The organism is Mesorhizobium sp. M1342 (genome assembly GCF_040317955.1).
GTDB lineage: Bacteria > Pseudomonadota > Alphaproteobacteria > Rhizobiales > Rhizobiaceae > Mesorhizobium.
In genome coordinates, this window is the sequence record NZ_JAMYLI010000012.1 from 1 (window position 1) to 26,737 (window position 26,737).

The following is a 26,737-nucleotide window of genomic DNA, read 5'->3' on the forward strand; positions in this document are numbered from 1 at the left end:
TTTTTCTCCCCTTTTTTTTTGTTTCTTTTTTTTTTTTTTTATTATTCCCCCCCCCCCCAACATTTCACCCCCCCCGGCCGCCGTTTTTTGGGGCGGGGGCCCGGACCACGCGCTGCCGCGTTTGATGTCGGACGATGCGGACAGCGCAACCGAAAGGAGGCCGAATGAACTGGCTTGAAAACTTGCGGCGCAGTTTCCTTGACTGGCAAGCCATGGCGGACGTGCTGCCAAGCATGATCACCATCGGATTGAAGAACACCTTGATCCTCGCGGCCGCATCCACGGTGCTGGGTGTCGTGCTCGGCATGATCCTGGCAGTCATGGGCATCTCGCAATCGCGCTGGCTGCGCATTCCGGCCCGGGTCTACACGGACATTTTCCGTGGCCTTCCGGCGATCGTCACGATCCTTCTGATCGGCCAGGGCTTTGCGCGCATCGGCCGTGAAATCTTTGGGCCTTCGCCCTTTCCGCTCGGCATTCTGGCCCTCAGCCTGATCGCCGGCGCCTATATCGGCGAAATCTTCCGCTCGGGCATCCAGAGCGTCGAGCGCGGGCAAATGGAAGCCTGCCGGGCGCTCAGCATGAGCTACGGGCAGGGCATGCGCCTGATCGTCATCCCGCAGGGCATCCGCCGCGTCCTGCCGGCGCTGGTCAACCAGTTCATCGGCAACGTCAAGGATTCGAGCCTCGTCTACTTCCTCGGTCTGCTCGCATCGGAGCGCGAGATTTTCCGCGTCGGTCAGGACCAGGCGGTGGTCACCGGAAACCTGTCGCCATTGCTGCTGGCCGGCGTGTTCTATCTCGTGATCACCGTGCCGTTGACCCACGTGGTTAATTACATCGACAACTCGCTGCGGGTCGGAAAGCAAAAGGCAGGCCTCGTCACCAGCGGCCTTGCCGAGGTGAGCGAACTGGAGAGCGCCGTCGGCAGCCCGCTCTCCGAGGCCAGCCCTGAAGACAGCTCGGCGCTTTCACGCTTCAAGGGTGGTAGTCTCGCCGTCACCAATCTCGACATGGCCTATGGCGATCTCGATGTCCTGAAGGGCGTCAGCCTGACGGTCAAGCCGGGCACGGTCACCTGCGTCATCGGTCCGTCAGGGTCGGGCAAGTCGACCTTGCTGCGCTGCCTTAACCGCTTGGTCGAGCCCAAGGGCGGTGACGTGCTGCTCGATGGCGCGAGCATCCTGGCGATGAAGCCCGAAAAGCTGCGCCGGCGTGTCGGCATGGTGTTCCAGCAGTTCAACCTGTTTCCCGACCACACAGCCCTGGAAAACGTCATGCTGTCGCTGACCAAGGTCAAGGGCCTTCCGGTGCGGGAAGCCGAGCGCATCGCCGAGGCGCGCCTCGCCGATGTTGGCCTTGCCGCACGCAAACACCATCGTCCCGGCAGTCTTTCCGGTGGCCAGCAGCAGCGGGTGGCAATCGCCCGTGCACTGGCAATGGACCCTGAGGTGATCCTGTTCGACGAGGTGACGAGCGCTCTCGATCCGGAACTGGTGAAGGGCGTTCTCAACCTGATGGCTGACCTCGGCCGACGTGGCATGACAATGGTCGTGGTGACCCATGAAATGGGTTTTGCCCGCAAGGTCGCCGATCAGGTCATCTTCATGGATGAGGGCCGTGTCATCGAGGCCGGCACGCCCGCTGCGATCTTCGACACTCCCAAAAGCGCGCGCTTGAAGCACTTCCTCGCCGAAGTGCTGTGATCCGCATCGCCATCTGGCCGATATGCGTGGAACGCCTTCGGTCGCTCAATCCACTCTCTACACAGTGAAAGAACATCTCATGGTTACATCGCATCCGGTCTCGAAGGTCGTCGTTGTCGGAGGCGGCATTTTCGGTGTCTCCACAGCCGTTCATCTCGCGCGGCTTGGCATCGAAACGATCCTCGTCAACGATGGACCGCTTGCCAAGGGGGCGTCGGGCCGCTCGCTCTCCTGGCTCAATTCAGCGCGCAAGCGGTCGGCTGAGTATCATCGCTTGCGCATGATCGGTATCGACCGCTACCGGACGTTGTCGGCGAGATATCCGGATGCTGCGTGGCTGCGTTTCGATGGCGGCCTGACATGGGATGCGGACGACGCCTCGAACCAGATTGCTGATGTCTTCGCCCATGAAAAGGATCTCGGCTATGACGCACAGCACCTGACCGCGGCCGCCATAGCGGCGGTCACACCAGGCGTTGCCGCAGGCGCCGTCACGCCGCAGGGAGCCATTTTCAACCCAGGGGAAGGCTGGGTCGACCTGCCATCGCTGATCGATGCATTAATTGCGGAGTTCGTGGAGCGCGGCGGGCGACTGGTCACCGATGCCGGCAGGGCCACGGTCACGGTTGTCGATGGTCGTGCCACTGGCGCCACCACGACCAGCGGCATCGACTTTCCTGCCGATGCAGTCCTCCTGGCGACCGGCAGTGATGTGCCGCGAATGGTTGCGGCCACAGGCCACCATATCGAGGATGGGACGCCGATCGCGCTGCTGGTCAGGACCAAGCCGGTCGATTTGGCTCTTCGGGCCGTGCTCAACACGCCGCGCGTCGCCATCCGCCCGACGCCGGACGGAGCCCTCGCGCTCGATTCCGCCTGGTCGGAAGAAGAGGTAATCATCAATGCAGACGGCACCTATGGGGTGAAGGGCTCGACGATTGATGGACTTCTTGAACAAGCCGCGAAGGTCCTCGAGGGACATCCAAAGCTGGAATTGGAGAGTTATGGTGTCGGCCCCAAGCCGATTCCGGGCGACGGCGAGCCGGTCTTCGGCTTGTTGAAAGATATCCAGGGATACTACGTCGCCTTCAGCCACAGCGGCGCGACGCTTGGCCTGATCGCCGGTGAACTCATTGCCGACGAGATCGCCACCGGAAGAGAGCACCCGCTGCTTGCCAAGTTCCGCCCAAGCCGCTTTGCTTAGGCTTTCGGAATTGTTTCGTGTGGCCATCAGCGACATTTCTGCGGTCTGCCCTTTGAAAATCGGCGACCCGCTTGCCATATTAGCCCGATTGGGGCATAAGAGCGCCATAGCCGGGACGGAACGACTGGATGGTTCCGAGGCGGTGTTTGGTCATAAAGCGGAGACTTGCCACTTGCGTGGATCAAGAATCGGTTTTATGTAGACGAAACAGACACGCGACGCGTGGAGCTGGGAAACCGGCTTTACGCGTCTGATTTGCATGGGCGAAATGATTGCGCTGATTCGGCGCGAAATTCGCTCAGGCGGTACGTCCCGGCCAGCGGGATCATCCAGGAGACCCGGCCAACGGGTCTTGAAGACAGAGCGGCATATGGCTTCGAAAACCACAAATCCTTTCGTCTTTCTCCAGCAGGTCCGCGCGGAGACCGCCAAGGTGACTTGGCCGTCGCGGCGCGAAACGATGATCTCGACGGTGATGGTTCTGGCCTTCGCAGTGATCGCGATGATCTTTTTCTTCACCGCCGATCAGCTCATGGGCCTTGCGGTCGAACAGATTCTGGGCATCGGACGCTAAGTCCGGCGATTACGGAGAAGTCTTGAAATGACCGCGCGCTGGTACATCGTCCACGCCTATTCGAACTTTGAAAAGAAGGTCGCCGAGGATATCGAGAACAAGGCCAAGCAGAAGGGCCTGTCCGCCGACATCCACCAGATCGTGGTTCCGACCGAGAAGGTCGTCGAAGTTCGCCGCGGCCGCAAGGTCGATGCCGAGCGCAAGTTCTTCCCGGGCTATGTGCTGCTGAAGGCGAATTTGACCGACGCTGTGTTCTCGCTGGTCAAGAACACACCGAAGGTCACCGGCTTCCTGGGTGACTCCAAGCCGGTGCCGATCACCGAGGCGGAAGCGCAGCGCATCCTGAACCAGGTGCAGGAAGGCGTCGAGCGGCCCAAGCCCTCGGTCACGTTCGAGATCGGCGAAGCGATCCGCGTTTCGGATGGTCCCTTCGCGTCGTTCAACGGTTTCGTCCAGGAAGTGGACGAGGAGCGGGCGCGGCTCAAGGTGGAAGTTTCGATCTTCGGGCGCGCCGTGCCGGTCGATCTGGAATTCGGACAGGTCGAAAAGGGCTGATCCGAAATCCCTGACGCCGGTTTGGCGATCAGGGGAGGCGGCGCGGAAGCGCGGCCTGAGAACGGTGGGAGACGAATGCGGCTTTAGCCGGCCGCATGGATCGCACCACCAGACTGCAACCGCCGGCATGACCGGCATAGACAAAGGCAGGAAAAGAGATGGCTAAGAAAATTGCAGGCCAGCTCAAGCTCCAGGTGAAAGCGGGATCGGCTACGCCGTCTCCCCCGATCGGCCCGGCGCTTGGTCAGCGTGGCATCAACATCATGGAGTTCTGCAAGGCGTTCAACGCGCAGACCCAGGAAATGGAAAAGGGATCGCCGGTTCCGGTCGTCATCACCTACTATCAGGACAAGTCCTTCACCTTCGTCATGAAGACGGCGCCGGTGAGCTACTTCCTGAAGAAGGCAGCGAACCTGACGTCCGGTTCCAAGGAGCCGGGCAAGGTCAAGGCCGGTACGGTTTCGCGTGACAAGGTCCGCGAGATTGCCACCGCGAAGATGAAAGACCTGAACGCAAACGACGTCGAAGCGGCCATGCGCATGGTCGAGGGCTCCGCCCGCTCGATGGGTCTGGAAGTGGTGGGCTAAGATCATGGCAAAGATTGCAAAGCGTGTATCGAAGACCCGCGAAGGCATCGATCCCAACAAGGCTTATGCCCTGGGTGATGCGCTGAAGCTGCTCAAGGACCGTTCCTCGGTGAAGTTCGATGAGACCATCGAAGTCGCCATGAATCTCGGCGTCGACCCGCGCCATGCCGACCAGATGGTCCGCGGCGTGGTCAACCTGCCGAACGGCACCGGCCGCTCGGTGCGTGTCGCCGTGTTCGCCCGTGGCGACAAGGCCGACGAAGCGCGCGCCGCCGGCGCCGACATCGTTGGTGCCGAGGATCTGGTCGACATCGTCCAGAAGGGCACGATCGATTTCGATCGCTGCATCGCCACGCCGGACATGATGCCGCTGGTCGGTCGTCTGGGCAAAGTGCTCGGCCCGCGCGGCATGATGCCGAACCCGAAGGTCGGCACCGTCACCACCGACGTTGCCGCCGCCGTCAAGGCATCCAAGGGCGGCGCCGTCGAGTTCCGTGTCGAGAAGGCTGGCATCGTCCATGCCGGCGTCGGCAAGGTCTCGTTCGACGTCAAGGCGCTGGAAGAGAACATCCGCGCCTTCGCCGATGCGGTGACCAAGGCAAAGCCGACTGGCGCCAAGGGCAACTACGTCAAGAAGGTGTCGGTCACCTCGACGATGGGCCCGGGCCTCAAGCTCGACGTCGCGACGCTCAACGCGTCCTGATACGAACATTTGGATCGGCCGCTAAGCGGCTGATCCGCAAGTGAATTCCGGGCCTCCGACCTAGTTGGCGGCCCGGTGCCGGAAGTCGAAAGGCTTCCGGACATCCTGTCCGAGATTGCAGGCGGCCCAGAAGCCTTAATTCGATTTGGGCCTGCATGAGACGGGTGAAGACCGGACAACGGAGCGATTGCTCCAATGAAAGGTTCGAACCGTGTTTGCCTTTTGTCTGCGCATCGCCGGCTTGACTGTCGATGTGGCGAAAGGGGGCAGGATCCTCGAGCGTCGTTCGGGAGATCCGTTACTGGATGGCCCGGCCGACAAAAGGCAACCCGACGCCTGTCCTCGTCAATGGGATGTTCCCGTTAACAGGATTGGGGTCAACTGGAGATAGGCAGTGGACAGAGCGGAAAAACGCGAACTCGTCACGGGCCTGAACGGTGCGTTCTCGAACGCAGGTTCAGTGGTCGTGGCCCACTACGCCGGTATCACCGTCGCGCAAATGAACGACCTTCGGTCGAAAATGCGCGCCGCCGGTGGCACCGTCAAAGTCGCGAAGAACCGTCTCGCCAAAATCGCTCTTCAGGGCACGGACTCCGCATCGATCATCGAGCTGTTCAAGGGACAGACGCTGATTGCTTATTCGGAGGATCCGATTGCGGCGCCGAAGGTCGCGTCCGATTTCGCCAAGGGAAATGACAAGCTCGTCATTCTCGGCGGCGCAATGGGCACCACCTCGCTCAATGCCGACGGTGTGAAGGCACTCGCCACACTTCCGTCGCTCGATGAGCTGCGCGCCAGGCTGGTTGGCATGATCGCCACGCCGGCAACCCGGATCGCCCAGATCGTCAATGCGCCAGCGGCCTCGGTCGCGCGCGTCATCGGCGCTTACGCCCGGAAGGACGAGGCGGCATGAGGCCGTTCCTCGCTATCACAAACACACGTTCGAACCTTATGAAGGAACACAACAATGGCTGATCTCGCAAAGATCGTAGACGACCTTTCGAAGCTGACCGTCCTCGAGGCGGCCGAGCTGTCGAAGCTTCTGGAAGAAAAGTGGGGCGTTTCCGCCGCTGCTCCGGTGGCTGTTGCCGCCGCTGGCGGTGGTGCGGCCGCGGCTGCTCCGGTCGAGGAAAAGACGGAATTCGACGTCGTCCTCACCGAGGCAGGCGCTCAGAAGATCAACGTCATCAAGGAAGTCCGCGCCATCACCGGTCTTGGCCTCAAGGAAGCCAAGGATCTGGTCGAAGCGGCTCCGAAGCCGGTCAAGGAAGCCGTTTCCAAGGCCGACGCTGACAAGTTCAAGGCCCAGCTGGAAGCAGCCGGCGCCAAGGTCGAACTGAAGTAAGCGTTAAAGCGGCGGACGGCCTCGCGCCGTCCGCCACTCCCTTCGCCCGAAGGGAGAGCGCGTAACGCGAGATCTGCGAGAACCTCTTTCCTGAGGGCCGAAAACCGGCCTTCAGGAAACGGGTTTTCTCCCGTTCTAGCCGGCCGCCGACAGGCGCCGGGAAAACAGACAGAGGGTTGCCGCCAAGGTGGCCCAGCATGCAAGGCGAGCCGCGGCGAGGCTCGTCCCGAGTTTAGAGCTAAGGAGCGACGATGGCCCAGACCCAGACTTTCAATGGCCGCAGACGCGTACGCAAGTTCTTCGGAAAGATTCCGGAAGTTGCGGAGATGCCGAACCTGATCGAGGTTCAGAAGGCATCCTATGACCAGTTCCTGATGGTGGCGGAGCCCAAGGGTGGGCGTCCGGACGAGGGACTGCAGGCCGTTTTCAAGTCGGTCTTCCCGATCTCCGATTTTTCCGGCTCCTCGATGCTGGAGTTCGTGAAGTACGAGTTCGAAGGACCGAAATTCGACGTTGACGAATGCCGTCAGCGCGACCTCACCTATGCCGCGCCGCTCAAGGTGACGCTGCGCCTCATCGTGTTCGATATCGACGAGGATACCGGCGCCAAGTCCATCAAGGACATCAAGGAGCAGGACGTCTACATGGGCGACATGCCGCTCATGACGCTGAACGGCACCTTCATCGTCAACGGCACCGAGCGCGTGATCGTTTCGCAGATGCACCGTTCGCCGGGCGTTTTCTTCGACCATGACAAGGGCAAGTCGCACTCGTCGGGCAAGCTTCTGTTTGCCGCGCGCGTCATCCCCTATCGCGGCTCGTGGCTCGATATCGAGTTCGATTCCAAGGACGTCGTGCACGCCCGCATCGATCGTCGCCGCAAGATTCCGGTGACGTCGCTGCTGATGGCGCTCGGCATGGACGGCGAAGAGATCCTGTCGACCTTCTACAACAAGATCACCTACAAGCGCGCCGGCGACCATTGGCGCATTCCGTTCAACGTCGAGCGTTTCCGCGGCCTCAAGGCCGTCGGCGACCTGGTCGATGCCGATACCGGCGAAGTCGTCGTCGAAGCCGGCAAGAAGATCACGGCACGTCAGGCTCGGGCGCTTGGCGAAAAGGGTCTGAAGGCGATCAAGGCGACCGACGAGGATCTGCTCGGCAACTACCTGGCCGAGGACATCGTCAACTACGCCACCGGCGAGATATTCCTCGAAGCCGGGGACGAGATCGACGAGAAGACGCTGAAGGTTCTGCTCGGCACCGGCGAAGACGAGATCAAGGTTCTCGACATCGACCACGTCAATGTCGGCGCCTATATCCGCAACACGCTCAACGTCGACAAGAACGAGAGCCGCCAGGACGCGCTGTTCGACATCTATCGTGTCATGCGCCCCGGCGAGCCGCCGACGCTCGAAACCGCCGAAGCCATGTTCAACTCGCTGTTCTTCGACAGTGAGCGCTACGATCTGTCAGCCGTCGGCCGCGTCAAGATGAACATGCGCCTCGAACTCAAGGCCGAGGACACCGTGCGCGTGCTGCGCAAGGACGACATCCTGGCCGTGGTCAGGACGCTGGTCGAACTGCGCGACGGCAAGGGCGAGATCGACGACATCGACAATCTCGGCAACCGCCGCGTGCGTTCGGTCGGCGAGCTGATGGAAAACCAGTACCGCGTCGGCCTGCTGCGCATGGAGCGCGCGATCAAGGAGCGTATGTCCTCGATCGAGATCGACACGGTCATGCCGCAGGACCTGATCAACGCCAAGCCGGCGGCTGCCGCCGTGCGCGAGTTCTTCGGTTCCTCGCAGCTGTCGCAGTTCATGGATCAGACCAACCCGCTGTCGGAGATCACCCACAAGCGCCGCCTTTCGGCGCTTGGACCGGGCGGTCTGACCCGCGAGCGCGCCGGCTTCGAGGTGCGCGACGTGCACCCGACGCATTACGGCCGCATCTGCCCGATCGAGACGCCGGAAGGCCCGAATATCGGTCTGATCAACTCGCTGGCCACCTTCGCACGCGTCAACAAGTACGGCTTCATCGAGAGCCCGTACCGCAAGATCGTCGACGGCAAGCTGACCAATGACGTCGTCTATCTCTCGGCGATGGAAGAGGCCAAGCACCACGTCGCGCAGGCCAACGCCGAGCTCGACAAGAACGGTGGTTTCGTCGACGAATTTGTCATTTGCCGCAGTGCCGGCGAAGTGATGATGGCGCCGCGCGAAAACGTCGATCTGATGGACGTGTCGCCCAAGCAGATGGTGTCGGTGGCCGCGGCCCTGATCCCGTTCCTGGAAAACGACGACGCCAACCGCGCTCTGATGGGCTCGAACATGCAGCGTCAGGCCGTGCCGCTGGTGCGCGCCGAGGCGCCGTTCGTCGGCACCGGCATGGAGCCGATCGTCGCCCGTGACTCGGGCGCCGCCATCGGCGCCCGCCGCGGCGGCATCGTCGACCAGGTGGACGCGACGCGTATCGTTATCCGCGCCACCGAAGATCTCGATCCGGGCAAGTCCGGCGTCGATATCTACCGGTTGATGAAGTTCCAGCGTTCGAACCAGAACACCTGCATCAACCAGCGTCCGCTGGTTCGCATGGGTGACCTCGTCAACAAGGGCGACATCATCGCCGACGGTCCGTCGACCGAGCTCGGTGATCTGGCGCTCGGCCGCAACGTGCTGGTCGCGTTCATGCCGTGGAATGGCTACAACTACGAGGACTCGATCCTCCTGTCCGAACGCATCGTGGCCGATGACGTCTTCACCTCGATCCATATCGAGGAGTTTGAGGTCATGGCGCGCGATACCAAGCTCGGGCCGGAGGAAATCACGCGCGATATTCCGAACGTCTCGGAAGAAGCGCTGAAGAACCTCGACGAAGCCGGCATCGTCTACATCGGTGCGGAAGTTCAGCCGGGCGACATCCTGGTCGGCAAGATCACGCCGAAGGGCGAAAGCCCAATGACGCCGGAAGAGAAGCTTCTGCGCGCCATCTTCGGCGAAAAGGCATCCGATGTGCGCGACACCTCGATGCGCATGCCTCCTGGCACTTTCGGCACCGTCGTCGAGGTGCGCGTCTTCAATCGCCACGGTGTGGAGAAGGACGAGCGCGCCATGGCGATCGAGCGCGAGGAGATCGAACGCCTCGCCAAGGACCGCGACGACGAGCAGGCCATTCTGGACCGTAACGTCTACGCGCGTCTTTCCGACGTGCTCGTCGGCAAGGAAGCGATCGCCGGACCGAAGGGCTTCAAGAAGGGCTCGACGCTGTCCAAGGATACGCTCGACGAGTATCCGCGTTCGCAGTGGTGGCAGTTTGCCGTGGAGAACGAAAAGCTCCAGAGCGAACTGGAAGCCCTGCGTGGCCAGTACGACGATTCCAAGAAGGCGCTCGAACAGCGTTTCATGGACAAGGTCGAGAAGGTCCAGCGCGGCGACGAAATGCCTCCGGGCGTCATGAAGATGGTCAAGGTCTTCGTGGCCGTGAAGCGCAAGATGCAGCCCGGCGACAAGATGGCCGGCCGTCACGGCAACAAGGGTGTCGTGTCGCGGATCGTTCCGGTCGAGGACATGCCTTTCCTCGAGGACGGCACGCATGCCGATATCGTGCTCAACCCGCTGGGTGTGCCGAGCCGCATGAATGTCGGCCAGATCCTGGAAACGCATCTGGGCTGGGCATGCGCGGGCATGGGCAGGAAGATCGGCGAGCTGATCGACACGTACAAGGCAGCCGGCGACATCAAGCCGCTGCGCAAGACGCTCGAGAGCTTCATCCCGGCCAACGACCGCAACGAGCCGGTTCGTGACTATGACGACGAGAGCATCGTTCGCCTCAGCGAGCAGATGCGCCGCGGCGTCTCGATCGCGACCCCGGTGTTCGACGGCGCGCATGAGGCTGACATCAACATCATGCTGGAGCAGGCGGGCCTGCACACCAGCGGTCAGTCGCAGCTCTATGACGGACGCACGGGCGAGCCGTTCGATCGCAAGGTGACGATGGGCTACATATATATGCTCAAGCTTCACCATCTCGTGGACGACAAGATCCACGCGCGTTCGATCGGTCCGTACTCGCTCGTCACGCAGCAGCCGCTGGGCGGCAAGGCGCAGTTCGGTGGCCAGCGCTTCGGCGAGATGGAAGTCTGGGCGCTCGAAGCATACGGCGCCGCCTACACGCTGCAGGAAATGCTGACGGTGAAGTCCGACGACGTCGCCGGCCGTACCAAGGTCTACGAGGCGATCGTCCGTGGCGACGACACCTTCGAGGCCGGCATCCCCGAGAGCTTCAACGTTCTCGTCAAGGAAATGCGGTCTCTCGGCCTCAATGTCGAGCTGGAGAACACCAAGCTCGACGACAACCCTGTCCGGCTGCCCGACGCGGCCGAGTAAACAAGACGCTCGGTCGCGGAAATCGCGACCGAGCGCACCAAATTGTTCGGCCGGTGGCCGACACACGACGGCGGGCGTTTGGCTCGCGACTAGATGCAAGGGGTCTTCGAGGATCCCGAAAAGGAGAACGGCATGAACCAAGAGGTCATGAATCTCTTCAATCCGCAGGCGCCTGCGCAGGTGTTCGATTCCATCCGGATATCGCTTGCCAGCCCTGAGAAGATTCTGTCCTGGTCTTTCGGCGAGATCAAGAAGCCGGAGACCATCAACTACCGCACCTTCAAGCCGGAGCGTGACGGTCTGTTCTGCGCGCGCATTTTTGGCCCGATCAAGGACTATGAGTGCCTGTGCGGCAAGTACAAGCGCATGAAGTACAAGGGCGTCATCTGCGAGAAGTGCGGCGTTGAAGTCACGCTGTCGCGCGTTCGCCGCGAGCGCATGGGCCATATCGAGCTGGCGGCACCGGTCGCCCATATCTGGTTCCTGAAGTCGCTGCCGTCGCGCATCGGCACGCTGCTCGACATGACCCTGAAGGACATCGAGCGCGTCCTCTACTTCGAGAACTACATCGTCACCGAACCTGGCCTCACCGCGCTGAAGGAGCACCAGCTGCTCAGCGAGGAAGAGTACATGATCGCCGTCGACGAGTATGGCGAGGATTCGTTCACCGCCATGATCGGCGCCGAGGCCATTCACGACCTTCTGGCCGGCATGGACCTGGAGAAGATCGCCGGCGACCTGCGTTCGGAACTGGCTTCGACCACCTCCGAGCTGAAGCAGAAGAAGTATCTGAAGCGGCTCAAGGTCGTCGAGAACTTCATGGAATCCGGCAACCGTCCGGAATGGATGATCATGAAGGTGGTTCCGGTGATCCCGCCGGACTTGCGCCCGCTGGTTCCTCTGGATGGTGGACGCTTCGCCACGTCGGATCTGAACGACCTCTATCGCCGCGTCATCAACCGCAACAACCGTCTGAAGCGGCTGATCGAGCTGCGCGCTCCCGGCATCATCGTGCGCAATGAAAAGCGCATGCTGCAGGAAGCCGTCGATGCGCTGTTCGACAACGGCCGCCGCGGCCGCGTCATCACCGGCGCCAACAAGCGTCCGCTGAAGTCGCTGTCCGACATGCTCAAGGGCAAGCAGGGCCGGTTCCGTCAGAACCTGCTCGGCAAGCGCGTCGACTATTCCGGCCGCTCGGTCATCGTGACCGGTCCGGAGCTCAAGCTGCACCAGTGCGGCCTGCCCAAGAAGATGGCGCTCGAACTGTTCAAGCCCTTCATCTACGCCCGTCTCGACGCCAAGGGTTACTCCTCGACCGTCAAGCAGGCGAAGAAGCTGGTCGAAAAGGAGCGTCCGGAAGTCTGGGATATCCTCGACGAGGTCATCCGCGAGCATCCGGTGCTGCTGAACCGTGCGCCGACGCTGCACCGTCTCGGCATCCAGGCGTTCGAGCCGATCCTGATCGAGGGCAAGGCGATCCAGCTGCACCCGCTGGTCTGCACGGCCTTCAACGCCGACTTCGACGGCGACCAGATGGCCGTTCACGTGCCGCTGTCGCTGGAAGCGCAGCTTGAAGCCCGCGTGCTGATGATGTCGACCAACAACATCCTGCACCCGGCTTCCGGCGCGCCGATCATCGTGCCGTCGCAGGACATGGTTCTGGGTCTCTACTATCTCTCGATCGTCAACCAGAACGAGCCGGGCGAAGGCATGGTGTTTGCCGATATGGGCGAACTCCAGCACGCGCTCGAGACCAAGGCGGTGACGCTGCACTCCAAGATCAAGGGTCGTTTCCGTACGGTCGACGCCGAAGGCAAGGTCGTGTCGAAGATCCATGACACCACGCCTGGCCGCATGATCATCGGCGAGCTTCTGCCGAAGAACGTCAACGTGCCTTACGAGACCGCCAACCAGGAGATGACCAAGAAGAACATCTCCAAGATGATCGACACCGTCTACCGCCACTGCGGTCAGAAGGAGACGGTCATTTTCTGCGACCGCATCATGGCGCTCGGCTTCAGCCATGCCTGCCGTGCCGGCATTTCGTTCGGCAAGGACGACATGCTGATCCCGGATGCCAAGATCAAGCTGGTCTCCGACACCGAGGCTTTGGCCAAGGAATACGAGCAGCAGTACAATGACGGTCTGATCACGCAGGGCGAGAAGTACAACAAGGTCGTCGACGCCTGGGCCAAGTGCTCGGAAAAGGTCGCCGACGAAATGATGGCCCGCATCAAGGCGGTCGAGTTCGAGGACAATGGCCGTCAGAAGCCGATGAACTCGATCTACATGATGTCGCACTCCGGTGCGCGTGGCTCGCCCACCCAGATGCGTCAGCTCGCCGGCATGCGCGGCCTTATGGCCAAGCCGTCGGGTGAAATCATCGAGACGCCGATCATCTCGAACTTCAAGGAAGGCCTGACCGTGCTCGAGTACTTCAACTCGACCCACGGCGCCCGCAAGGGTCTGGCCGACACCGCCTTGAAGACGGCGAACTCGGGTTACCTCACCCGTCGTCTGGTCGACGTGGCGCAGGACTGCATCGTCAACTCCGTCGACTGCGGCACCGACAAGGGCCTCACCATGCAGCCGATCGTCGATGCCGGTCAGGTCGTCGCTTCGGTCGGCCAGCGCGTGCTGGGCCGTACGTCGCTCGACGACATCACACATCCGGTGTCGGGCGAGATCCTGGTCAAGGCCGGAACGCTGATGGACGAGCGTGACGTGGAACAGATCGAAAAGGCCGGCGTCCAGTCGGTCCGCATCCGCTCGGCACTGACTTGCGAAGTCAGGGTTGGCGTCTGCGCGGTCTGCTACGGTCGCGATCTTGCCCGCGGCACCCCGGTCAACCAGGGCGAAGCCGTCGGCGTCATCGCGGCGCAGTCGATCGGCGAGCCGGGCACGCAGCTCACCATGCGTACCTTCCACATGGGCGGTACCGCGCAGGTGGTGGACAGCTCGTTCCTTGAAGCCTCGTATGAGGGCAAGGTCGAGATCCGCAACCGCAACGTGGTGCGCAACTCCGACGGCCAGCAGATGGTCATGGGCCGCAACATGGCGGTGCTGATCCTCGACGAAGCCGGCAAGGAGCGCGCCTCGCACCGTCTCACCTATGGTTCGCGCATCTTCGTGGACGATGGTGACAAGGTGAAGCGCGGCCAGCGTATCGCCGAGTGGGATCCCTATACCCGTCCAGTCCTCACCGAAATCGAGGGCAGGGTGTCGTACGAGGATCTGGTCGACGGCATTTCCGTTCAGGAAACGGCCGACGAGTCGACCGGCATCACCAAGCGTGAGGTCATCGACTGGCGCTCGACGCCACGCGGTAACGACCTGAAGCCGGCGATCGCGATCCAGGACGCCAAGGGCAAGGTCGGCAAGCTGTCGAAGGGCGGCGACGCGCGCTTCCTGCTCTCGGTCGAGGCCATTCTTTCGGTCGAGCCGGGCTCGCAGGTTCGTCCCGGCGACGTGCTGGCGCGTATTCCGATGGAAAGCGCCAAGACCAAGGACATCACCGGCGGTCTGCCGCGTGTTGCCGAACTGTTCGAGGCACGTCGTCCGAAGGATCACGCCATCATCGCCGAGATCGACGGCACGATCCGCTTCGGCCGCGACTACAAGAACAAGCGTCGCATCATCATCGAGCCGCATGACTCGACGCTTGAGCCGGTCGAATACCTGATCCCGAAGGGCAAGCCGTTCCATCTCCAGGACGGCGACGTCATCGAGAAGGGCGACTACATCCTCGACGGCAATCCGGCGCCGCACGACATCCTGGCGATCAAGGGCGTGGAGGCACTTGCTTCCTACCTCGTCAACGAGATCCAGGAAGTCTATCGTCTGCAGGGCGTGCAGATCAACGACAAGCACATCGAGGTGATCGTTCGCCAGATGCTGCAGAAGGTCGAGATCACGGTGCAGGGCGACTCGACCTACATTCCGGGCGATCATGTCGACGTGATCGAACTGGAAGAGGTCAACGAGCGTCTGGTCGAGGACGGCAAGAAGCCGGCCGAAGGCCTGCCGGTGCTGCTCGGCATCACCAAGGCATCGCTGCAGACGCCATCCTTCATCTCGGCCGCCTCCTTCCAGGAGACGACCCGAGTGCTGACGGAAGCCGCGGTTGCCGGCAAGACCGACATGCTGCAGGGACTGAAGGAAAACGTCATCGTCGGCCGGCTTATCCCGGCCGGCACCGGCGGCACGATGAGCCAGATTCGGCGCATCGCCACCTCGCGCGACGAACTGATCATCGACGAGCGCCGCAAGGCCTCGGGTGTGGAAGTCGCCGAGCCGATGCTGGCCGACATGACAACCGCCGCGCAGTAAGCGGACGGAAAGGGAAGAGGAAAAGGGGCCGAATGGCCCCTTTTCGCGTTTAGGTCTCCAATTGGATCGGAGAAGAAAACGATGAGCAAAAGAAGCTGGGCGGCAGTCGACGACTACATCGTCGGTTCCCTGTTTGAGGCGGACCCCGTGCTTGATGCCGTTCTGGCGGCCAACCACGATCAGGGCCTGCCGGCGATCGACGTGTCGCCGGCGCAGGGCAAGCTGCTTTCCCTTCTTGCGCGGATGCGGGGAGCCAAAAAGGTTCTCGAAATCGGCACGCTGGGCGGCTATTCGACCATCTGGATGGCGCGCGCACTGCCTGCCGACGGCAAGATCGTGACACTTGGACTCGACCCGCATCACGCCAGCGTCGCGCGATCGAATTTCGAGCGGGCAGGCGTCTTGGAGCGGGTGGAACTGCGGGTCGGTCCGGCGCTTCAGTCGCTTGCAGCACTTGGCGCCGAGCATGCCGGTCCATTCGACTTCATCTTCATCGATGCCGACAAGCCGAACAATCCGCACTACCTATCCTGGGCCATGCGGTTGTCGCGGCCCGGAACCGTCATCGTCTGCGACAACGTCATCCGCGACGGCGCAGTGCTCGATCAGGGTGGCCGTGATCCCAATGTAGAAGGGGCACGCGCCGCATTCTCGTTCATCGGCAGCGAGAAGCGTCTGGACGGCACCGCCATCCAGACCGTCGGCGCCAAAGGCTATGATGGCTTTGCCATTGCGATTGTGGAGTGACGGCCGATCGGCGAACAGCCAAGCCGCCCCTGTTCAATCGAAAAAAGCCTCGACCACGTTGCGCTTGCCGAGCATGAAGGCGTCGGCCACATGCTGGAGGGGCGCGAGGTCGACATCGGAGGTGCCGGCGCGCACGATTTCGGCAAAGCGCTTGTAGAGCATCGGGTACTCGGCCTCCGGCTCGTCATGAACCACCTTGCCGTCGATGGCGAGCTTCGAGCCGCCGCCCGACAGCACCATGGCGCCCTTGTCGGTCTCGGCCAGGATGTCCCAGCTTTGCGGGCCGGTCTGCAGCCAGTCGAGATCCATCGTCACCGGCAATCCATTCGAGGTGCGGAAGGCGACGCGCGCGGCAACCGGGGAGGCGCGGTTTTCGGGAAAATCCAACACCGCCGAGGTGATGAACATCGCCGGCAGGATATGGGTGGCAATCGAGAGCGCGTTGATGCCGGGATCGAAGACGCCAAAACCGCCGGGAGCCCAGATCCATTCCTGGTTCGGGTGCCAGCGGCGCACATCTTCCTTCCAGTTGATGGCGGCCGACTTGATCTTGGACGTGTCGAGAAATGCGCGCGCGGCCTCGACCGCCGGCGCATAGCGCGAGTGCCAGCTGGCGAACAGCGAGACGCCGTTCTGCGCGGCCAATGTCTTGAGGTCCTCGACCTCGCTGACAGTGGCGCCAGGCGGCTTCTCCAGGAAGACATGCTTCTTCGCCATCAGCGCGGTGCGCGCCGCGTCGTAGCGGAACTGCGGCGGCATGCAGAGCGACACGGCCTCGAGTTCGGGAACGGCATCGAGCATGGCTTCGATATCAGTGAAATTGGGGATGTCTTCTACCTTGCCATGCCGGCTTGCGGCCGCGATGAGGCGATAGTCCTGGTCTTTCGCCAGAGCCGGCAGATGCTGGTCGTGGACGATCTTGCCGACGCCGACGATGCCTATCTTGATGGGCTGGGACACGGCCGCTCCGTCTGTTTGATGATGGTGATGGTTTCTTATCAGAACACTTGCCCCGGGCAAGCCGAAGCCGAGCAGGCAAGCTCAGCCTTCCTCGAGCGGCAGTGCACATTTTTGGCTGGGAAGGCCTCGGTCGCCGATTCGTCTCGGTAGCCGATTCGAAAGCTGGACCGGGAGGTCGGGGTCAGATCGGCACGTCGAAGGTGACGATCGACACTTCGCCTTCGAGCGCGCCCTGGAAGGCGGAGATATGCGGCTCTTCGTCGGGGATGCCGTCCATGTCGCCGATCTGGTCGAGCTCGGCCTCGGCGTACCCTTCGGCGGCAAGCGATTCGAGTGCCCGGCGCACCGCCGAATCGTCGTCGGGCGCAACCAGCATGACGTGGACGCCTTCCGGTTTGCCGCCTTTTTTCTTCCACACCCGGCCGGTGATGATGGTGACCGGGCGTTCTTCGTTGTCGTTCACGGGCCGATTCCTCTTGGCAGCGGGTGGGCGGGCGAGGGGGTTCTGACTGCTCATGCGGCCTTTTCGCATGAAGCAAGGCCGCGCAACAGCGCAAACCCATTCACTTTGCCTGAAGGCTTGTCACTTTCTTCCTCGCTCTTGCAAAAATGCGAAAGAAAATTACATGCGGTTTTCGCATGGCTGCCAAGCCTTGGTCGGCGCGCAATATTTGGTGCTCCGGGCTTGACGGTCCGCAGTCTTACGAGTAGAAGCCGCCCAGTCAGAACCGATGTGAGGCTCTCCCTTCCGAAGCGACACGCTTTGGAGTTTGCCTCAAACAGGGTTCGTTTTACGAGCGAAAAGACATTTCCGGCGTGCACGAAGCGGCTTCCGCTTCCTCTGCCTTTTGTTCGGGCAAGACCGCGAGGCGCGGTTTATGGCCCGAATTTGCGTATGGAAATGACGCTTTGAGCGGCCCTGACCGGGCGAGACACGGAATTGAGAGACAAGAGGGTTTAATGCCTACCGTCAACCAGCTGATCCGCAAGCCGCGCATTGCGCCGGTGAAGCGCAACAAGGTCCCGGCCATGCAGCAGAACCCGCAGAAGCGGGGCGTCTGCACGCGCGTCTATACAACGACGCCGAAGAAGCCGAACTCGGCGCTGCGCAAGGTGGCCAAGATCCGCCTGACCAATGGTTTTGAAGTGATCGGGTACATCCCCGGCGAAGGCCACAACCTTCAGGAACACTCCGTGGTCATGATCCGCGGCGGCCGCGTCAAGGATCTTCCGGGCGTTCGCTACCACATCATCCGCGGCGTGCTCGACACGCAGGGTGTGAAGAACCGCAAGCAGCGCCGTTCGAAGTACGGCGCCAAGCGTCCGAAGTAAGGGGCGTCCGAAGTAAGATTTTCCGGCCTTGGCGCTTCTTGAGTGCGTCGGGCTATGAGATTGAGAGACAAAAGCCATGTCGCGTCGTCACAGTGCAGAAAAGCGTGAGATCAATCCGGACCCGAAGTTCGGCGATCTGATCGTCACCAAGTTCATGAACGCCGTTATGTATGACGGCAAGAAGTCGGTCGCCGAGACCATCGTCTACGGCGCGCTCGACCAGGTTCAGTCGAAGACCAAGCAGGAGCCAGTCACCGTCTTCCATCAGGCGCTCGACAATGTCGCGCCGCATGTTGAAGTGCGTTCGCGTCGTGTCGGTGGCGCCACCTACCAGGTTCCGGTCGACGTGCGCCCCGAGCGCCGCCAGGCATTGGCCATTCGCTGGCTGATCGCGGCGGCCCGCAACCGCAACGAGACCACGATGGTCGACCGCCTCTCCGGCGAGCTGATGGATGCGGCCAACAACCGCGGCACGGCTGTCAAGAAGCGTGAAGACACCCACAAGATGGCTGAAGCCAACCGCGCTTTCGCGCACTACCGCTGGTAAAGCGCGAACGAGACTGAGAGGCAGCTACGATGGCCCGCGAATACAAAATCGAAGACTACCGCAATTTCGGTATCATGGCGCATATTGACGCCGGCAAGACGACGACCACCGAGCGCGTCCTCTATTACACGGGCAAGTCGCACAAGATCGGCGAAGTCCACGACGGCGCTGCCACCATGGATTGGATGGAGCAGGAGCAGGAGCGCGGCATCACGATCACGTCCGCCGCGACCACGACCTTCTGGAAGGCTCGTGACGGCAAGATGTATCGCTTCAACATCATCGACACCCCCGGCCACGTCGACTTCACCATCGAAGTCGAGCGTTCGCTGCGCGTTCTCGACGGCGCTATCGCGCTGCTCGATGCCAATGCCGGCGTTGAGCCGCAGACGGAGACCGTCTGGCGCCAGGCCGACAAGTATCGCGTTCCGCGCATGATCTTCTGCAACAAGATGGACAAGATCGGTGCCGACTTCTATCGCTCGGTCGAGATGATCGGTTCGCGCCTCGGCGCGCATGCCGTTGTCATGCAGCTGCCGATCGGCGCCGAGACCGAGTTCAAGGGCGTCGTCGACCTCGTCGAGATGAACGCGCTGGTCTGGCGCGACGAGACGCTGGGCGCTGCCTGGGATGTCGTCGAGATCCCGGACGACCTCAAGGCTCGTGCCGAAGAATACCGCGAGAAGATGATCGAGGCCGCCGTCGAAATGGACGAGACGGCGCTTGAGAATTACCTCGAAGGCAAGATGCCGTCGAATGACGAGATCCGCGCGCTGATCCGCAAGGGCACCATCGCGGTCAAGTTCTACCCGATGTTCTGTGGCTCGGCCTTCAAGAACAAGGGCGTGCAGCCGCTGCTCGACGCCGTCGTCGAATATCTGCCGTCGCCGGCCGATGTTCCCGCCATCAAGGGCGTCGATGCCAAGACCGACGCGGAGATCGAGCGTCATGCCGACGACAACGAGCCGCTGTCGATGCTCGCCTTCAAGATCATGAACGACCCGTTCGTCGGTTCGCTGACCTTTGCCCGCATCTATTCGGGCAAGCTCACCAAGGGCATCTCGGTCGACAACACCGTGAAGGGCAAGAAAGAGCGCATCGGCCGCATGCTGCAGATGCATGCGAACTCGCGCGCCGACGTCGAAGAGGCTTTTGCAGGCGACATCGTTGCTCTTGCCGGTCTCAAGGACACGACCACCGGTGACACGCTGAGCGATCCGCTGCATCCGGTCATTCTCGAGCGCATGGAATTCCCCGATCCGGTCATCCAGATCGCCATTGAGCCGAAGACCAAGAACGACCAGGAAAAGATGGGCCTCGCCCTTCACCGCCTGGCCGCCGAGGATCCGTCCTTCCGCGTCAAGACCGACGAGGAAAGCGGCCAGACCATCATTTCCGGCATGGGCGAACTTCACCTGGACATCATCGTCGACCGCATGCGTCGCGAGTTCAAGGTCGAGGCCAATGTCGGCGCACCGCAGGTGGCTTATCGCGAGACCATCACCCGCAGGCACGAGCAGGATTACACGCACAAGAAGCAGACCGGCGGTACCGGTCAGTTCGCTCGCGTCAAGATCGTCTTCGAGCCGAACCCGGACAGCAGCGAGTTCGAGTTCGAGACCAAGATCGTCGGCGGCGCCGTGCCGAAGGAATACATCCCGGGTGTCGAAAAGGGCATCAACAGCGTCATGACCTCGGGTCCGTTCGCGGGCTTCCCGATGATCGGCGTCAAGGCGACCCTGATCGACGGCGCTTACCACGATGTCGACTCCAGCGTTCTGGCCTTCGAAATCGCCGGCCGCGCCTGCTTCCGTGAAGCCGCACCCAAGCTTGGCGTGCAGCTGCTGGAGCCGATCATGAAGGTCGAAGTGGTGACACCGGAAGATTACGTCGGCAGCGTCATCGGCGATCTGAACGGTCGTCGTGGCCAGATCCAGGGCCAGGAAGCGCGCGGCGTGGCCGTCGTCATCAATGCGATGGTGCCGCTCGCCAACATGTTCAAGTATGTCGACAACCTGCGCTCGATGAGCCAGGGCCGTGCGGCCTACACCATGCAGTTCGATCACTATGAGCCGGTTCCGACCGCAGTGGCTCAGGAAGTCCAGAAGAAATACGCCTAAGGGTTTCTTAGCCACCGGGTCGCGCTCCTTGCGCGGTGCCGGATCTGAAGAGCGAATAACAATATCCCCTTAGCGGGTAGAATAGACGGAGAACGATTATGGCCAAAGGTAAATTCGAGCGTAACAAGCCTCACGTGAACATCGGCACGATTGGCCACGTCGACCATGGCAAGACGTCGCTGACGGCGGCGATCACCAAGTATTTTGGCGAATACAAGCGCTACGACCAGATCGACGCTGCCCCTGAAGAAAAGGCGCGCGGCATCACGATCTCGACGGCACACGTCGAATACGAGACGGCTGCCCGCCACTACGCTCACGTCGACTGCCCCGGCCACGCCGACTATGTGAAGAACATGATCACCGGTGCCGCGCAGATGGACGGCGCGATCCTGGTCGTGTCGGCCGCCGACGGCCCGATGCCGCAGACCCGCGAGCACATCCTGCTGGCCCGTCAGGTCGGCGTGCCGTCGATCGTGGTGTTCCTGAACAAGGTCGACCAGGTCGACGACGCCGAGCTGCTCGAACTGGTCGAGCTCGAGGTTCGCGAGCTTTTGACCAAGAACGAGTTCCCCGGCGACGACATTCCGATCGTCAAGGGTTCGGCGCTGGCTGCTCTGGAAGACAGCGACAAGAAGATCGGTGAAGACGCGATCCGCGAGCTGATGGCTGCGGTCGATGCCTACATCCCGACGCCGGTTCGTCCGCTCGACAAGCCGTTCCTGATGCCGATCGAAGACGTGTTCTCGATCTCTGGCCGCGGCACGGTCGTGACCGGCCGCGTCGAGCGCGGCATTGTCAAGGTCGGCGAGGAGCTGGAGATCATCGGCATCCGTCCGACGACCAAGACGACCTGCACGGGCGTCGAGATGTTCCGCAAGCTGCTCGATCAGGGCCAGGCCGGCGACAACATCGGCGCGCTGCTGCGCGGCGTTGATCGCGAAGGTGTCGAGCGCGGCCAGGTTCTGGCCAAGCCGGGCACGGTGAAGCCGCACAAGAAGTTCGTGGCCGAAGCCTACATCCTGACCAAGGACGAAGGTGGCCGTCACACGCCGTTCTTCACCAACTACCGTCCGCAGTTCTACTTCCGCACGACCGACGTGACCGGCATCGTGTCGCTGCCGGAAGGCACCGAGATGGTGATGCCGGGCGACAATATCACGGTCGATGTCGAGCTGATCGTGCCGATCGCCATGGAAGAGAAGCTGCGCTTCGCCATCCGTGAAGGCGGCCGCACCGTCGGTGCCGGCATCGTCGTCACCATCAAAGAGTAATTTGGACTTAAACCGATCTGTCGCGGGCGCGGGAGTTGCCCGCGCCGCGCCAGAACAAGGAAGTGACGCATGAACGGACAGAATATCCGCATCCGCCTTAAGGCGTTTGACCACCGCGTGCTCGACGCCTCGACGAAAGAAATCGTGTCGACGGCCAAGCGTACCGGTGCAAACGTCCGCGGCCCCATTCCGCTGCCGACGCGGATCGAAAAGTTCACGGTCAACCGGTCGCCTCACGTCGACAAGAAGAGCCGCGAGCAGTTCGAGATGCGCACGCACAAGCGTCTGCTCGACATCGTCGATCCGACCCCGCAGACGGTCGATGCTTTGATGAAGCTCGATCTGGCCGCCGGCGTCGACGTCGAGATCAAGCTCTAAGGGAATGAGAGCGCGGTAAGGGGCGGTGCCCCTGGCCCGGAACTCTAAAGGAATTGAACCGATGCGTTCAGGTGTGATTGCAAAGAAGGTGGGAATGACCCGCATCTACAACGATGCCGGGGAACATGTTCCCGTCACCGTTCTCCTGATGGAGAACTGCCAGGTCGTGGCCCAGCGCACGCAAGAGAAGAATGGCTACACCGCCGTTCAGCTCGGCGTTGGCCTTGCCAAGGTGAAGAACACGTCGAAGGCGATGCGCGGCCATTTCGCGACCGCTTCCGTCGAGCCGAAGGCGAAGGTCGCCGAGTTCCGCGTCTCCGCCGACAACATGATCGATGTCGGCGCCGAGATCACTGTCGAGCACTTCGTCGCCGGCCAGAAGGTCGATGTGACGGGCACGACGATCGGCAAGGGCTTTCAGGGCGTCATCAAGCGCCACCACATGGGCGGTGGCCGTGCAACGCACGGTAACTCGGTTTCGCACCGTACGCACGGTTCGACCGGCCAGCGCCAGGACCCGGGCAAGGTGTTCAAGGGCAAGCATATGGCTGGCCACATGGGCGACACCCGCGTCACCACGCAGAATGTCGAGATCGTATCGACCGACGCCGACCGCGGCCTGATCCTGATCCGCGGTGCGGTTCCCGGATCGAAGGGCGCCTGGATCCTGGTCCGCGATGCGGCCAAGGTGGCACTGCCGGCCAATGCGCCGAAGCCTGCCGCGATCCGCGCCGTTGCTGCCGAAAGTGGCGCCAAGAACGAGGCTCCGGCCACAGAGGGAGCGGAATAATGGATCTCAAGATCACAACGCTGGGCGGCAAGGACGCCGGCAAGGTGGAACTCTCCGACGAGATTTTCGGCCTTGATCCGCGCGAAGACATCCTGCAGCGCGTCGTGCGCTGGCAGCTTGCCAAGAAGCAGCAGGGCACGCACAAGACCAAGGGTCGCGCCGAGATCGCGCGCACCGGCGCCAAGATGTACAAGCAGAAGGGTACGGGCCGCGCCCGTCACCATTCGGCACGCGCTCCGCAGTTCCGTGGCGGCGGCAAGGCCCACGGCCCGGTCGTTCGCAGCCACGAGCACGAATTGCCGAAGAAGGTTCGTGCTCTCGGCCTCAAGCATGCTCTCTCGGCCAAGGCCAAGAGCGCGTCGATCATCATCATCGACGAGCTGAAGCTGACCGAGGCCAAGACGAAGGCGCTGATCGCGAATTTCGCGACGCTGGGCCTGACCAACGCTCTGCTGATCGGCGGCGCCGAGCTTGACAAGAACTTCAAGCTGGCGGCGACGAACATCCCCAACATCGACGTGCTGCCCATCCAGGGCATCAACGTCTACGACATTCTGCGCCGCGGCACGCTGGTCCTTTCGAAGGCCGCCGTCGAGGCTCTCGAGGAGCGCTTTAAATGACCGACCTTCGTCATTACGACGTGATCGTCTCGCCGGCGATCACCGAAAAGTCGACCATGGCCTCCGAGCAGAACAAGGTCGTCTTCAACGTCGCCAAGAAGGCGTCGAAGCCGGAAATCAAGGCCGCCGTCGAAGCGCTGTTCGGCGTCAAGGTGATGGCCGTGAACACGCTTGTCCGCAAGGGCAAGATCAAGCGCTTCCGTGGCACGGTTGGCCGCCAGAGCGACGTCAAGAAGGCGGTTGTGACGCTGGCCGATGGTCAGTCGATCGACGTCGCGACGGGTCTCTGAGTAAGGCCGCGAGGACAGAACAATGGCACTGAAAAAATTCAACCCGGTAACGCCCAGCACACGTCAGCTGGTCATCGTCGGCCGCTCGGGCCTCTACAAGGGCAAGCCCGTCAAGGGTCTGACCGAAGGCCTGACCAAGTCGGGCGGCCGCAACAATCACGGTCGCATCACCGCCCGCTTCATCGGCGGTGGTCACAAGCGTTCGTACCGCATCATCGACTTCAAGCGCCGCAAGTTCGACGTCGTCGGCACGGTCGAGCGCATTGAGTACGATCCGAACCGCACCGCCTTCATCGCGCTGATCAAGTATGATGATGGCGAGCTGTCCTACATCATCGCTCCGCAGCGTCTGGCTCCCGGCGACAAGATCGTCTCCGGTGAATCGGTCGACGTGAAGCCGGGCAATGCGATGCCGCTGGCTTCGATGCCGGTCGGCACCATCGTCCACAACATCGAGCTGAAGCCGGGCAAGGGCGCTCAGGTCGCCCGTTCGGCAGGTGGTTACGGTCAGCTGGTCGGTCGTGACCAGGGCATGGCGATCCTGCGCCTCAATTCGGGCGAGCAGCGTGTCGTTCACGGCTCCTGCATGGCCACTGTCGGTGCGGTGTCCAATCCGGACCACGGCAACATCAATGACGGCAAGGCCGGTCGCACGGTCTGGCGTGGCAAGCGCCCGCACAATCGCGGCGTGACCATGAACCCGGTCGACCATCCGCACGGCGGCGGCGAAGGCCGCACCTCGGGTGGCCGCCATCCGGTTTCGCCCTGGGGCAAGCCGACCAAGGGCAAGAAGACGCGGTCCAACAAGGCGACCGACAAGTTCATCCTGCGCTCGCGCCATCAGCGCAAGAGCTAAGAAGAGGTAACGCCAAGTGACTCGTTCGATTTGGAAAGGCCCCTTCATTGACGGCTACCTTCTCAAGAAGGTGGACAAGGTTCGTGAAGGTGGTCGCAATGAGGTGATCAAGATGTGGAGCCGTCGCTCCACCATCCTGCCGCAGTTCGTCGGCTTCACCTTCGGTGTCTACAACGGCCAGAAGCATGTTCCCGTCTCGGTGAACGAGGACATGGTCGGTCACAAGTTCGGTGAATTCGCTCCGACCCGGACCTATTACGGTCACGGCGCGGATAAGAAGGCGAAGAGGAAATAATCATGGGCAAGGCCAAAGCTCCGCGCAGGCTTGCTGATAACGAAGCGCGCGCCGTATTGCGCACGATCCGTATCAGCCCGCAGAAGCTCAACCTCGTTGCCGCGCTGATCCGCGGCAAGAAGGTCGCGACAGCGCTTTCCGATCTCGAATTCTCGGCCAAGCGGATTTCCGGCACGGTCAAGAAGACGCTGGAATCGGCAATCGCCAACGCGGAAAACAACCACGACCTGGATGTCGATGCACTGATCGTGGCGGAAGCCTATGTCGGCAAGTCGATCGTCATGAAGCGGTTCCATGCCCGTGGTCGCGGTCGCGCCAGCCGTATCGAGAAGCCGTTCTCGCACCTCACGATCGTCGTTCGTGAAGTCGAAGAAAAAGGGGAGGCCGCATAATGGGCCAGAAAGTCAATCCGATCGGTCTTCGCCTCGGCATCAACCGCACCTGGGATTCGCGCTGGTTCGCGAACACCGGCGAGTACGGCAAGCTGCTGCATGAGGACATCAAGATCCGCAAGTATCTCGAGAAGGAGCTCAAGCAGGCTGCCATCTCGAAGGTCGTGATCGAGCGTCCGCACAAGAAGTGCCGCGTCACCATCCACGCCGCGCGCCCGGGTCTGATCATCGGCAAGAAGGGCGCCGACATCGAGAAGCTTCGCAAGAAGCTGATGGAGATGACGAAGTCCGAGACGCACCTCAACATCGTTGAAGTGCGCAAGCCGGAAATCGACGCGACCCTGGTCGCCCAGTCGATCGCCCAGCAGCTCGAGCGTCGTATCGCGTTCCGCCGCGCCATGAAGCGTGCCGTTCAATCGGCGATGCGCCTCGGTGCCGAAGGCATCCGCATCAACTGCGCCGGCCGCCTCGGCGGCGCCGAGATCGCGCGCATGGAATGGTATCGCGAAGGCCGCGTGCCGCTGCATACGCTGCGTGCGGACGTCGACTACGGTACGGCCGAAGCGCACACGGCTTATGGCATCTGCGGCGTCAAGGTCTGGGTGTTCAAGGGCGAAATCCTTGAGCATGACCCGATGGCTTCGGAGCGTCGGGCCAGCGAAAGCGATGCAGCGCATGGCGGTGGTGGTGATCGCGAACGCGGTCGTCGTCGCGAAAACGCCTGAGACATTTAGGAATTTGGAGT

Annotated in this window: 25 protein-coding genes; 23 read left to right on the plus strand and 2 right to left on the minus strand. The window is 62.0% G+C overall.

The genetic code is table 11. The annotated features are described in order from the left end of the window. Positions 1 to 164 precede the first annotated feature (164 nt). The 11 genes from NKH06_RS14000 to NKH06_RS14050 all read left to right on the plus strand — a co-directional run bounded on the left by NKH06_RS14000 (position 165) and on the right by NKH06_RS14050 (position 16,138). Positions 165 to 1,706 carry an amino acid ABC transporter permease/ATP-binding protein gene (locus NKH06_RS14000; protein WP_023814286.1) on the plus strand — a complete coding sequence of 514 codons (1,542 nt, stop codon included), beginning with the start codon at positions 165 to 167 and terminating at the stop codon, positions 1,704 to 1,706. Between the two features lie 79 nt (positions 1,707 to 1,785). Beyond that, complete coding sequence (locus NKH06_RS14005; protein ID WP_023814287.1) at positions 1,786 to 2,910, plus strand: NAD(P)/FAD-dependent oxidoreductase; 1,125 nt, start codon at positions 1,786 to 1,788, stop codon at positions 2,908 to 2,910. A gap of 370 nt (positions 2,911 to 3,280) precedes the next feature. Continuing rightward, complete coding sequence (secE, locus tag NKH06_RS14010; RefSeq protein ID WP_013531408.1) at positions 3,281 to 3,484, plus strand: preprotein translocase subunit SecE; 204 nt, start codon at positions 3,281 to 3,283, stop codon at positions 3,482 to 3,484. A 27-nt stretch (positions 3,485 to 3,511) separates the two neighbouring features. Next, the gene (nusG, locus tag NKH06_RS14015) at positions 3,512 to 4,039 is read left to right on the plus strand and encodes a transcription termination/antitermination protein NusG (RefSeq protein WP_013531409.1); all 528 of its coding nucleotides are present in this window, start codon (positions 3,512 to 3,514) and stop codon (positions 4,037 to 4,039) included. A 158-nt stretch (positions 4,040 to 4,197) separates the two neighbouring features. Next, positions 4,198 to 4,626, plus strand: a complete 429-nt coding sequence (rplK, locus tag NKH06_RS14020) for a 50S ribosomal protein L11 (RefSeq protein ID WP_013531410.1) — start codon at positions 4,198 to 4,200, stop codon at positions 4,624 to 4,626. 4 nt (positions 4,627 to 4,630) lie between these two features. Next, the gene (gene rplA, locus NKH06_RS14025; RefSeq protein ID WP_013531411.1) at positions 4,631 to 5,329 is read left to right on the plus strand and encodes a 50S ribosomal protein L1; all 699 of its coding nucleotides are present in this window, start codon (positions 4,631 to 4,633) and stop codon (positions 5,327 to 5,329) included. 394 nt (positions 5,330 to 5,723) lie between these two features. Further along, positions 5,724 to 6,242, plus strand: coding sequence for a 50S ribosomal protein L10 (gene rplJ / locus NKH06_RS14030; protein ID WP_013531412.1), 519 nt, complete (start codon positions 5,724 to 5,726; stop codon positions 6,240 to 6,242). A 54-nt stretch (positions 6,243 to 6,296) separates the two neighbouring features. Then, positions 6,297 to 6,674 (plus strand): 50S ribosomal protein L7/L12, encoded by a 378-nt coding sequence (rplL, locus tag NKH06_RS14035; RefSeq protein WP_027038853.1) that lies wholly within the window; start codon positions 6,297 to 6,299, stop codon positions 6,672 to 6,674. 251 nt (positions 6,675 to 6,925) lie between these two features. Beyond that, on the plus strand, positions 6,926 to 11,062 hold the full coding sequence (gene rpoB / locus NKH06_RS14040; RefSeq protein WP_023814288.1) for a DNA-directed RNA polymerase subunit beta: 4,137 nt from the start codon (positions 6,926 to 6,928) through the stop codon (positions 11,060 to 11,062). 132 nt (positions 11,063 to 11,194) lie between these two features. Then, on the plus strand, positions 11,195 to 15,391 hold the full coding sequence (rpoC, locus tag NKH06_RS14045; protein ID WP_023814289.1) for a DNA-directed RNA polymerase subunit beta': 4,197 nt from the start codon (positions 11,195 to 11,197) through the stop codon (positions 15,389 to 15,391). Positions 15,392 to 15,472: 81 nt separating this feature from the next. Further along, positions 15,473 to 16,138: an O-methyltransferase gene (locus NKH06_RS14050; protein ID WP_023814290.1), complete on the plus strand. Its 666-nt coding sequence runs from the start codon at positions 15,473 to 15,475 to the stop codon at positions 16,136 to 16,138. Positions 16,139 to 16,171: 33 nt separating this feature from the next. Here the strand turns inward: NKH06_RS14050 and NKH06_RS14055 are convergent, their stop codons facing one another. Beyond that, complete coding sequence (locus NKH06_RS14055; protein WP_352865908.1) at positions 16,172 to 17,098, minus strand: Gfo/Idh/MocA family protein; 927 nt, start codon at positions 17,096 to 17,098, stop codon at positions 16,172 to 16,174. Positions 17,099 to 17,279: 181 nt separating this feature from the next. Next, positions 17,280 to 17,561, minus strand: a complete 282-nt coding sequence (locus NKH06_RS14060; RefSeq protein WP_013531420.1) for a transcriptional regulator — start codon at positions 17,559 to 17,561, stop codon at positions 17,280 to 17,282. Positions 17,562 to 18,058: 497 nt separating this feature from the next. Here NKH06_RS14060 and rpsL point away from each other — a divergent pair, with 497 nt between their 5' ends. The 12 genes from rpsL to rpsC all read left to right on the plus strand — a co-directional run bounded on the left by rpsL (position 18,059) and on the right by rpsC (position 26,717). Further along, positions 18,059 to 18,430: a 30S ribosomal protein S12 gene (gene rpsL, locus NKH06_RS14065; RefSeq protein ID WP_006333356.1), complete on the plus strand. Its 372-nt coding sequence runs from the start codon at positions 18,059 to 18,061 to the stop codon at positions 18,428 to 18,430. A 76-nt stretch (positions 18,431 to 18,506) separates the two neighbouring features. Beyond that, positions 18,507 to 18,977 (plus strand): 30S ribosomal protein S7, encoded by a 471-nt coding sequence (rpsG, locus tag NKH06_RS14070; protein WP_008875664.1) that lies wholly within the window; start codon positions 18,507 to 18,509, stop codon positions 18,975 to 18,977. A 29-nt stretch (positions 18,978 to 19,006) separates the two neighbouring features. Beyond that, positions 19,007 to 21,097 (plus strand): elongation factor G, encoded by a 2,091-nt coding sequence (gene fusA / locus NKH06_RS14075; RefSeq protein WP_352441556.1) that lies wholly within the window; start codon positions 19,007 to 19,009, stop codon positions 21,095 to 21,097. A 98-nt stretch (positions 21,098 to 21,195) separates the two neighbouring features. Beyond that, complete coding sequence (gene tuf, locus NKH06_RS14080) at positions 21,196 to 22,371, plus strand: elongation factor Tu (protein WP_352441555.1); 1,176 nt, start codon at positions 21,196 to 21,198, stop codon at positions 22,369 to 22,371. Between the two features lie 69 nt (positions 22,372 to 22,440). After that, complete coding sequence (rpsJ, locus tag NKH06_RS14085) at positions 22,441 to 22,749, plus strand: 30S ribosomal protein S10 (protein WP_010909272.1); 309 nt, start codon at positions 22,441 to 22,443, stop codon at positions 22,747 to 22,749. Positions 22,750 to 22,810: 61 nt separating this feature from the next. After that, the gene (gene rplC / locus NKH06_RS14090; protein WP_013531422.1) at positions 22,811 to 23,539 is read left to right on the plus strand and encodes a 50S ribosomal protein L3; all 729 of its coding nucleotides are present in this window, start codon (positions 22,811 to 22,813) and stop codon (positions 23,537 to 23,539) included. Then, positions 23,539 to 24,159 (plus strand): 50S ribosomal protein L4, encoded by a 621-nt coding sequence (gene rplD / locus NKH06_RS14095; RefSeq protein WP_013531423.1) that lies wholly within the window; start codon positions 23,539 to 23,541, stop codon positions 24,157 to 24,159. The genes rplC and rplD overlap by 1 nt, the downstream gene beginning before the upstream one ends. Next, the gene (locus tag NKH06_RS14100) at positions 24,156 to 24,449 is read left to right on the plus strand and encodes a 50S ribosomal protein L23 (RefSeq protein ID WP_013531424.1); all 294 of its coding nucleotides are present in this window, start codon (positions 24,156 to 24,158) and stop codon (positions 24,447 to 24,449) included. The genes rplD and NKH06_RS14100 overlap by 4 nt, the downstream gene beginning before the upstream one ends. 22 nt (positions 24,450 to 24,471) lie before the next feature. Continuing rightward, positions 24,472 to 25,305, plus strand: coding sequence for a 50S ribosomal protein L2 (gene rplB, locus NKH06_RS14105; protein WP_352893315.1), 834 nt, complete (start codon positions 24,472 to 24,474; stop codon positions 25,303 to 25,305). Between the two features lie 16 nt (positions 25,306 to 25,321). Continuing rightward, a complete protein-coding gene (rpsS, locus tag NKH06_RS14110) occupies positions 25,322 to 25,600 on the plus strand; it encodes a 30S ribosomal protein S19 (RefSeq protein WP_006205463.1) in 279 nt (92 codons plus the stop codon). A gap of 2 nt (positions 25,601 to 25,602) precedes the next feature. After that, positions 25,603 to 25,992, plus strand: coding sequence for a 50S ribosomal protein L22 (gene rplV / locus NKH06_RS14115; protein ID WP_006205462.1), 390 nt, complete (start codon positions 25,603 to 25,605; stop codon positions 25,990 to 25,992). Beyond that, positions 25,992 to 26,717: a 30S ribosomal protein S3 gene (gene rpsC, locus NKH06_RS14120; RefSeq protein ID WP_013531426.1), complete on the plus strand. Its 726-nt coding sequence runs from the start codon at positions 25,992 to 25,994 to the stop codon at positions 26,715 to 26,717. The genes rplV and rpsC overlap by 1 nt, the downstream gene beginning before the upstream one ends. The last annotated feature ends 20 nt before the right edge of the window (positions 26,718 to 26,737 follow it).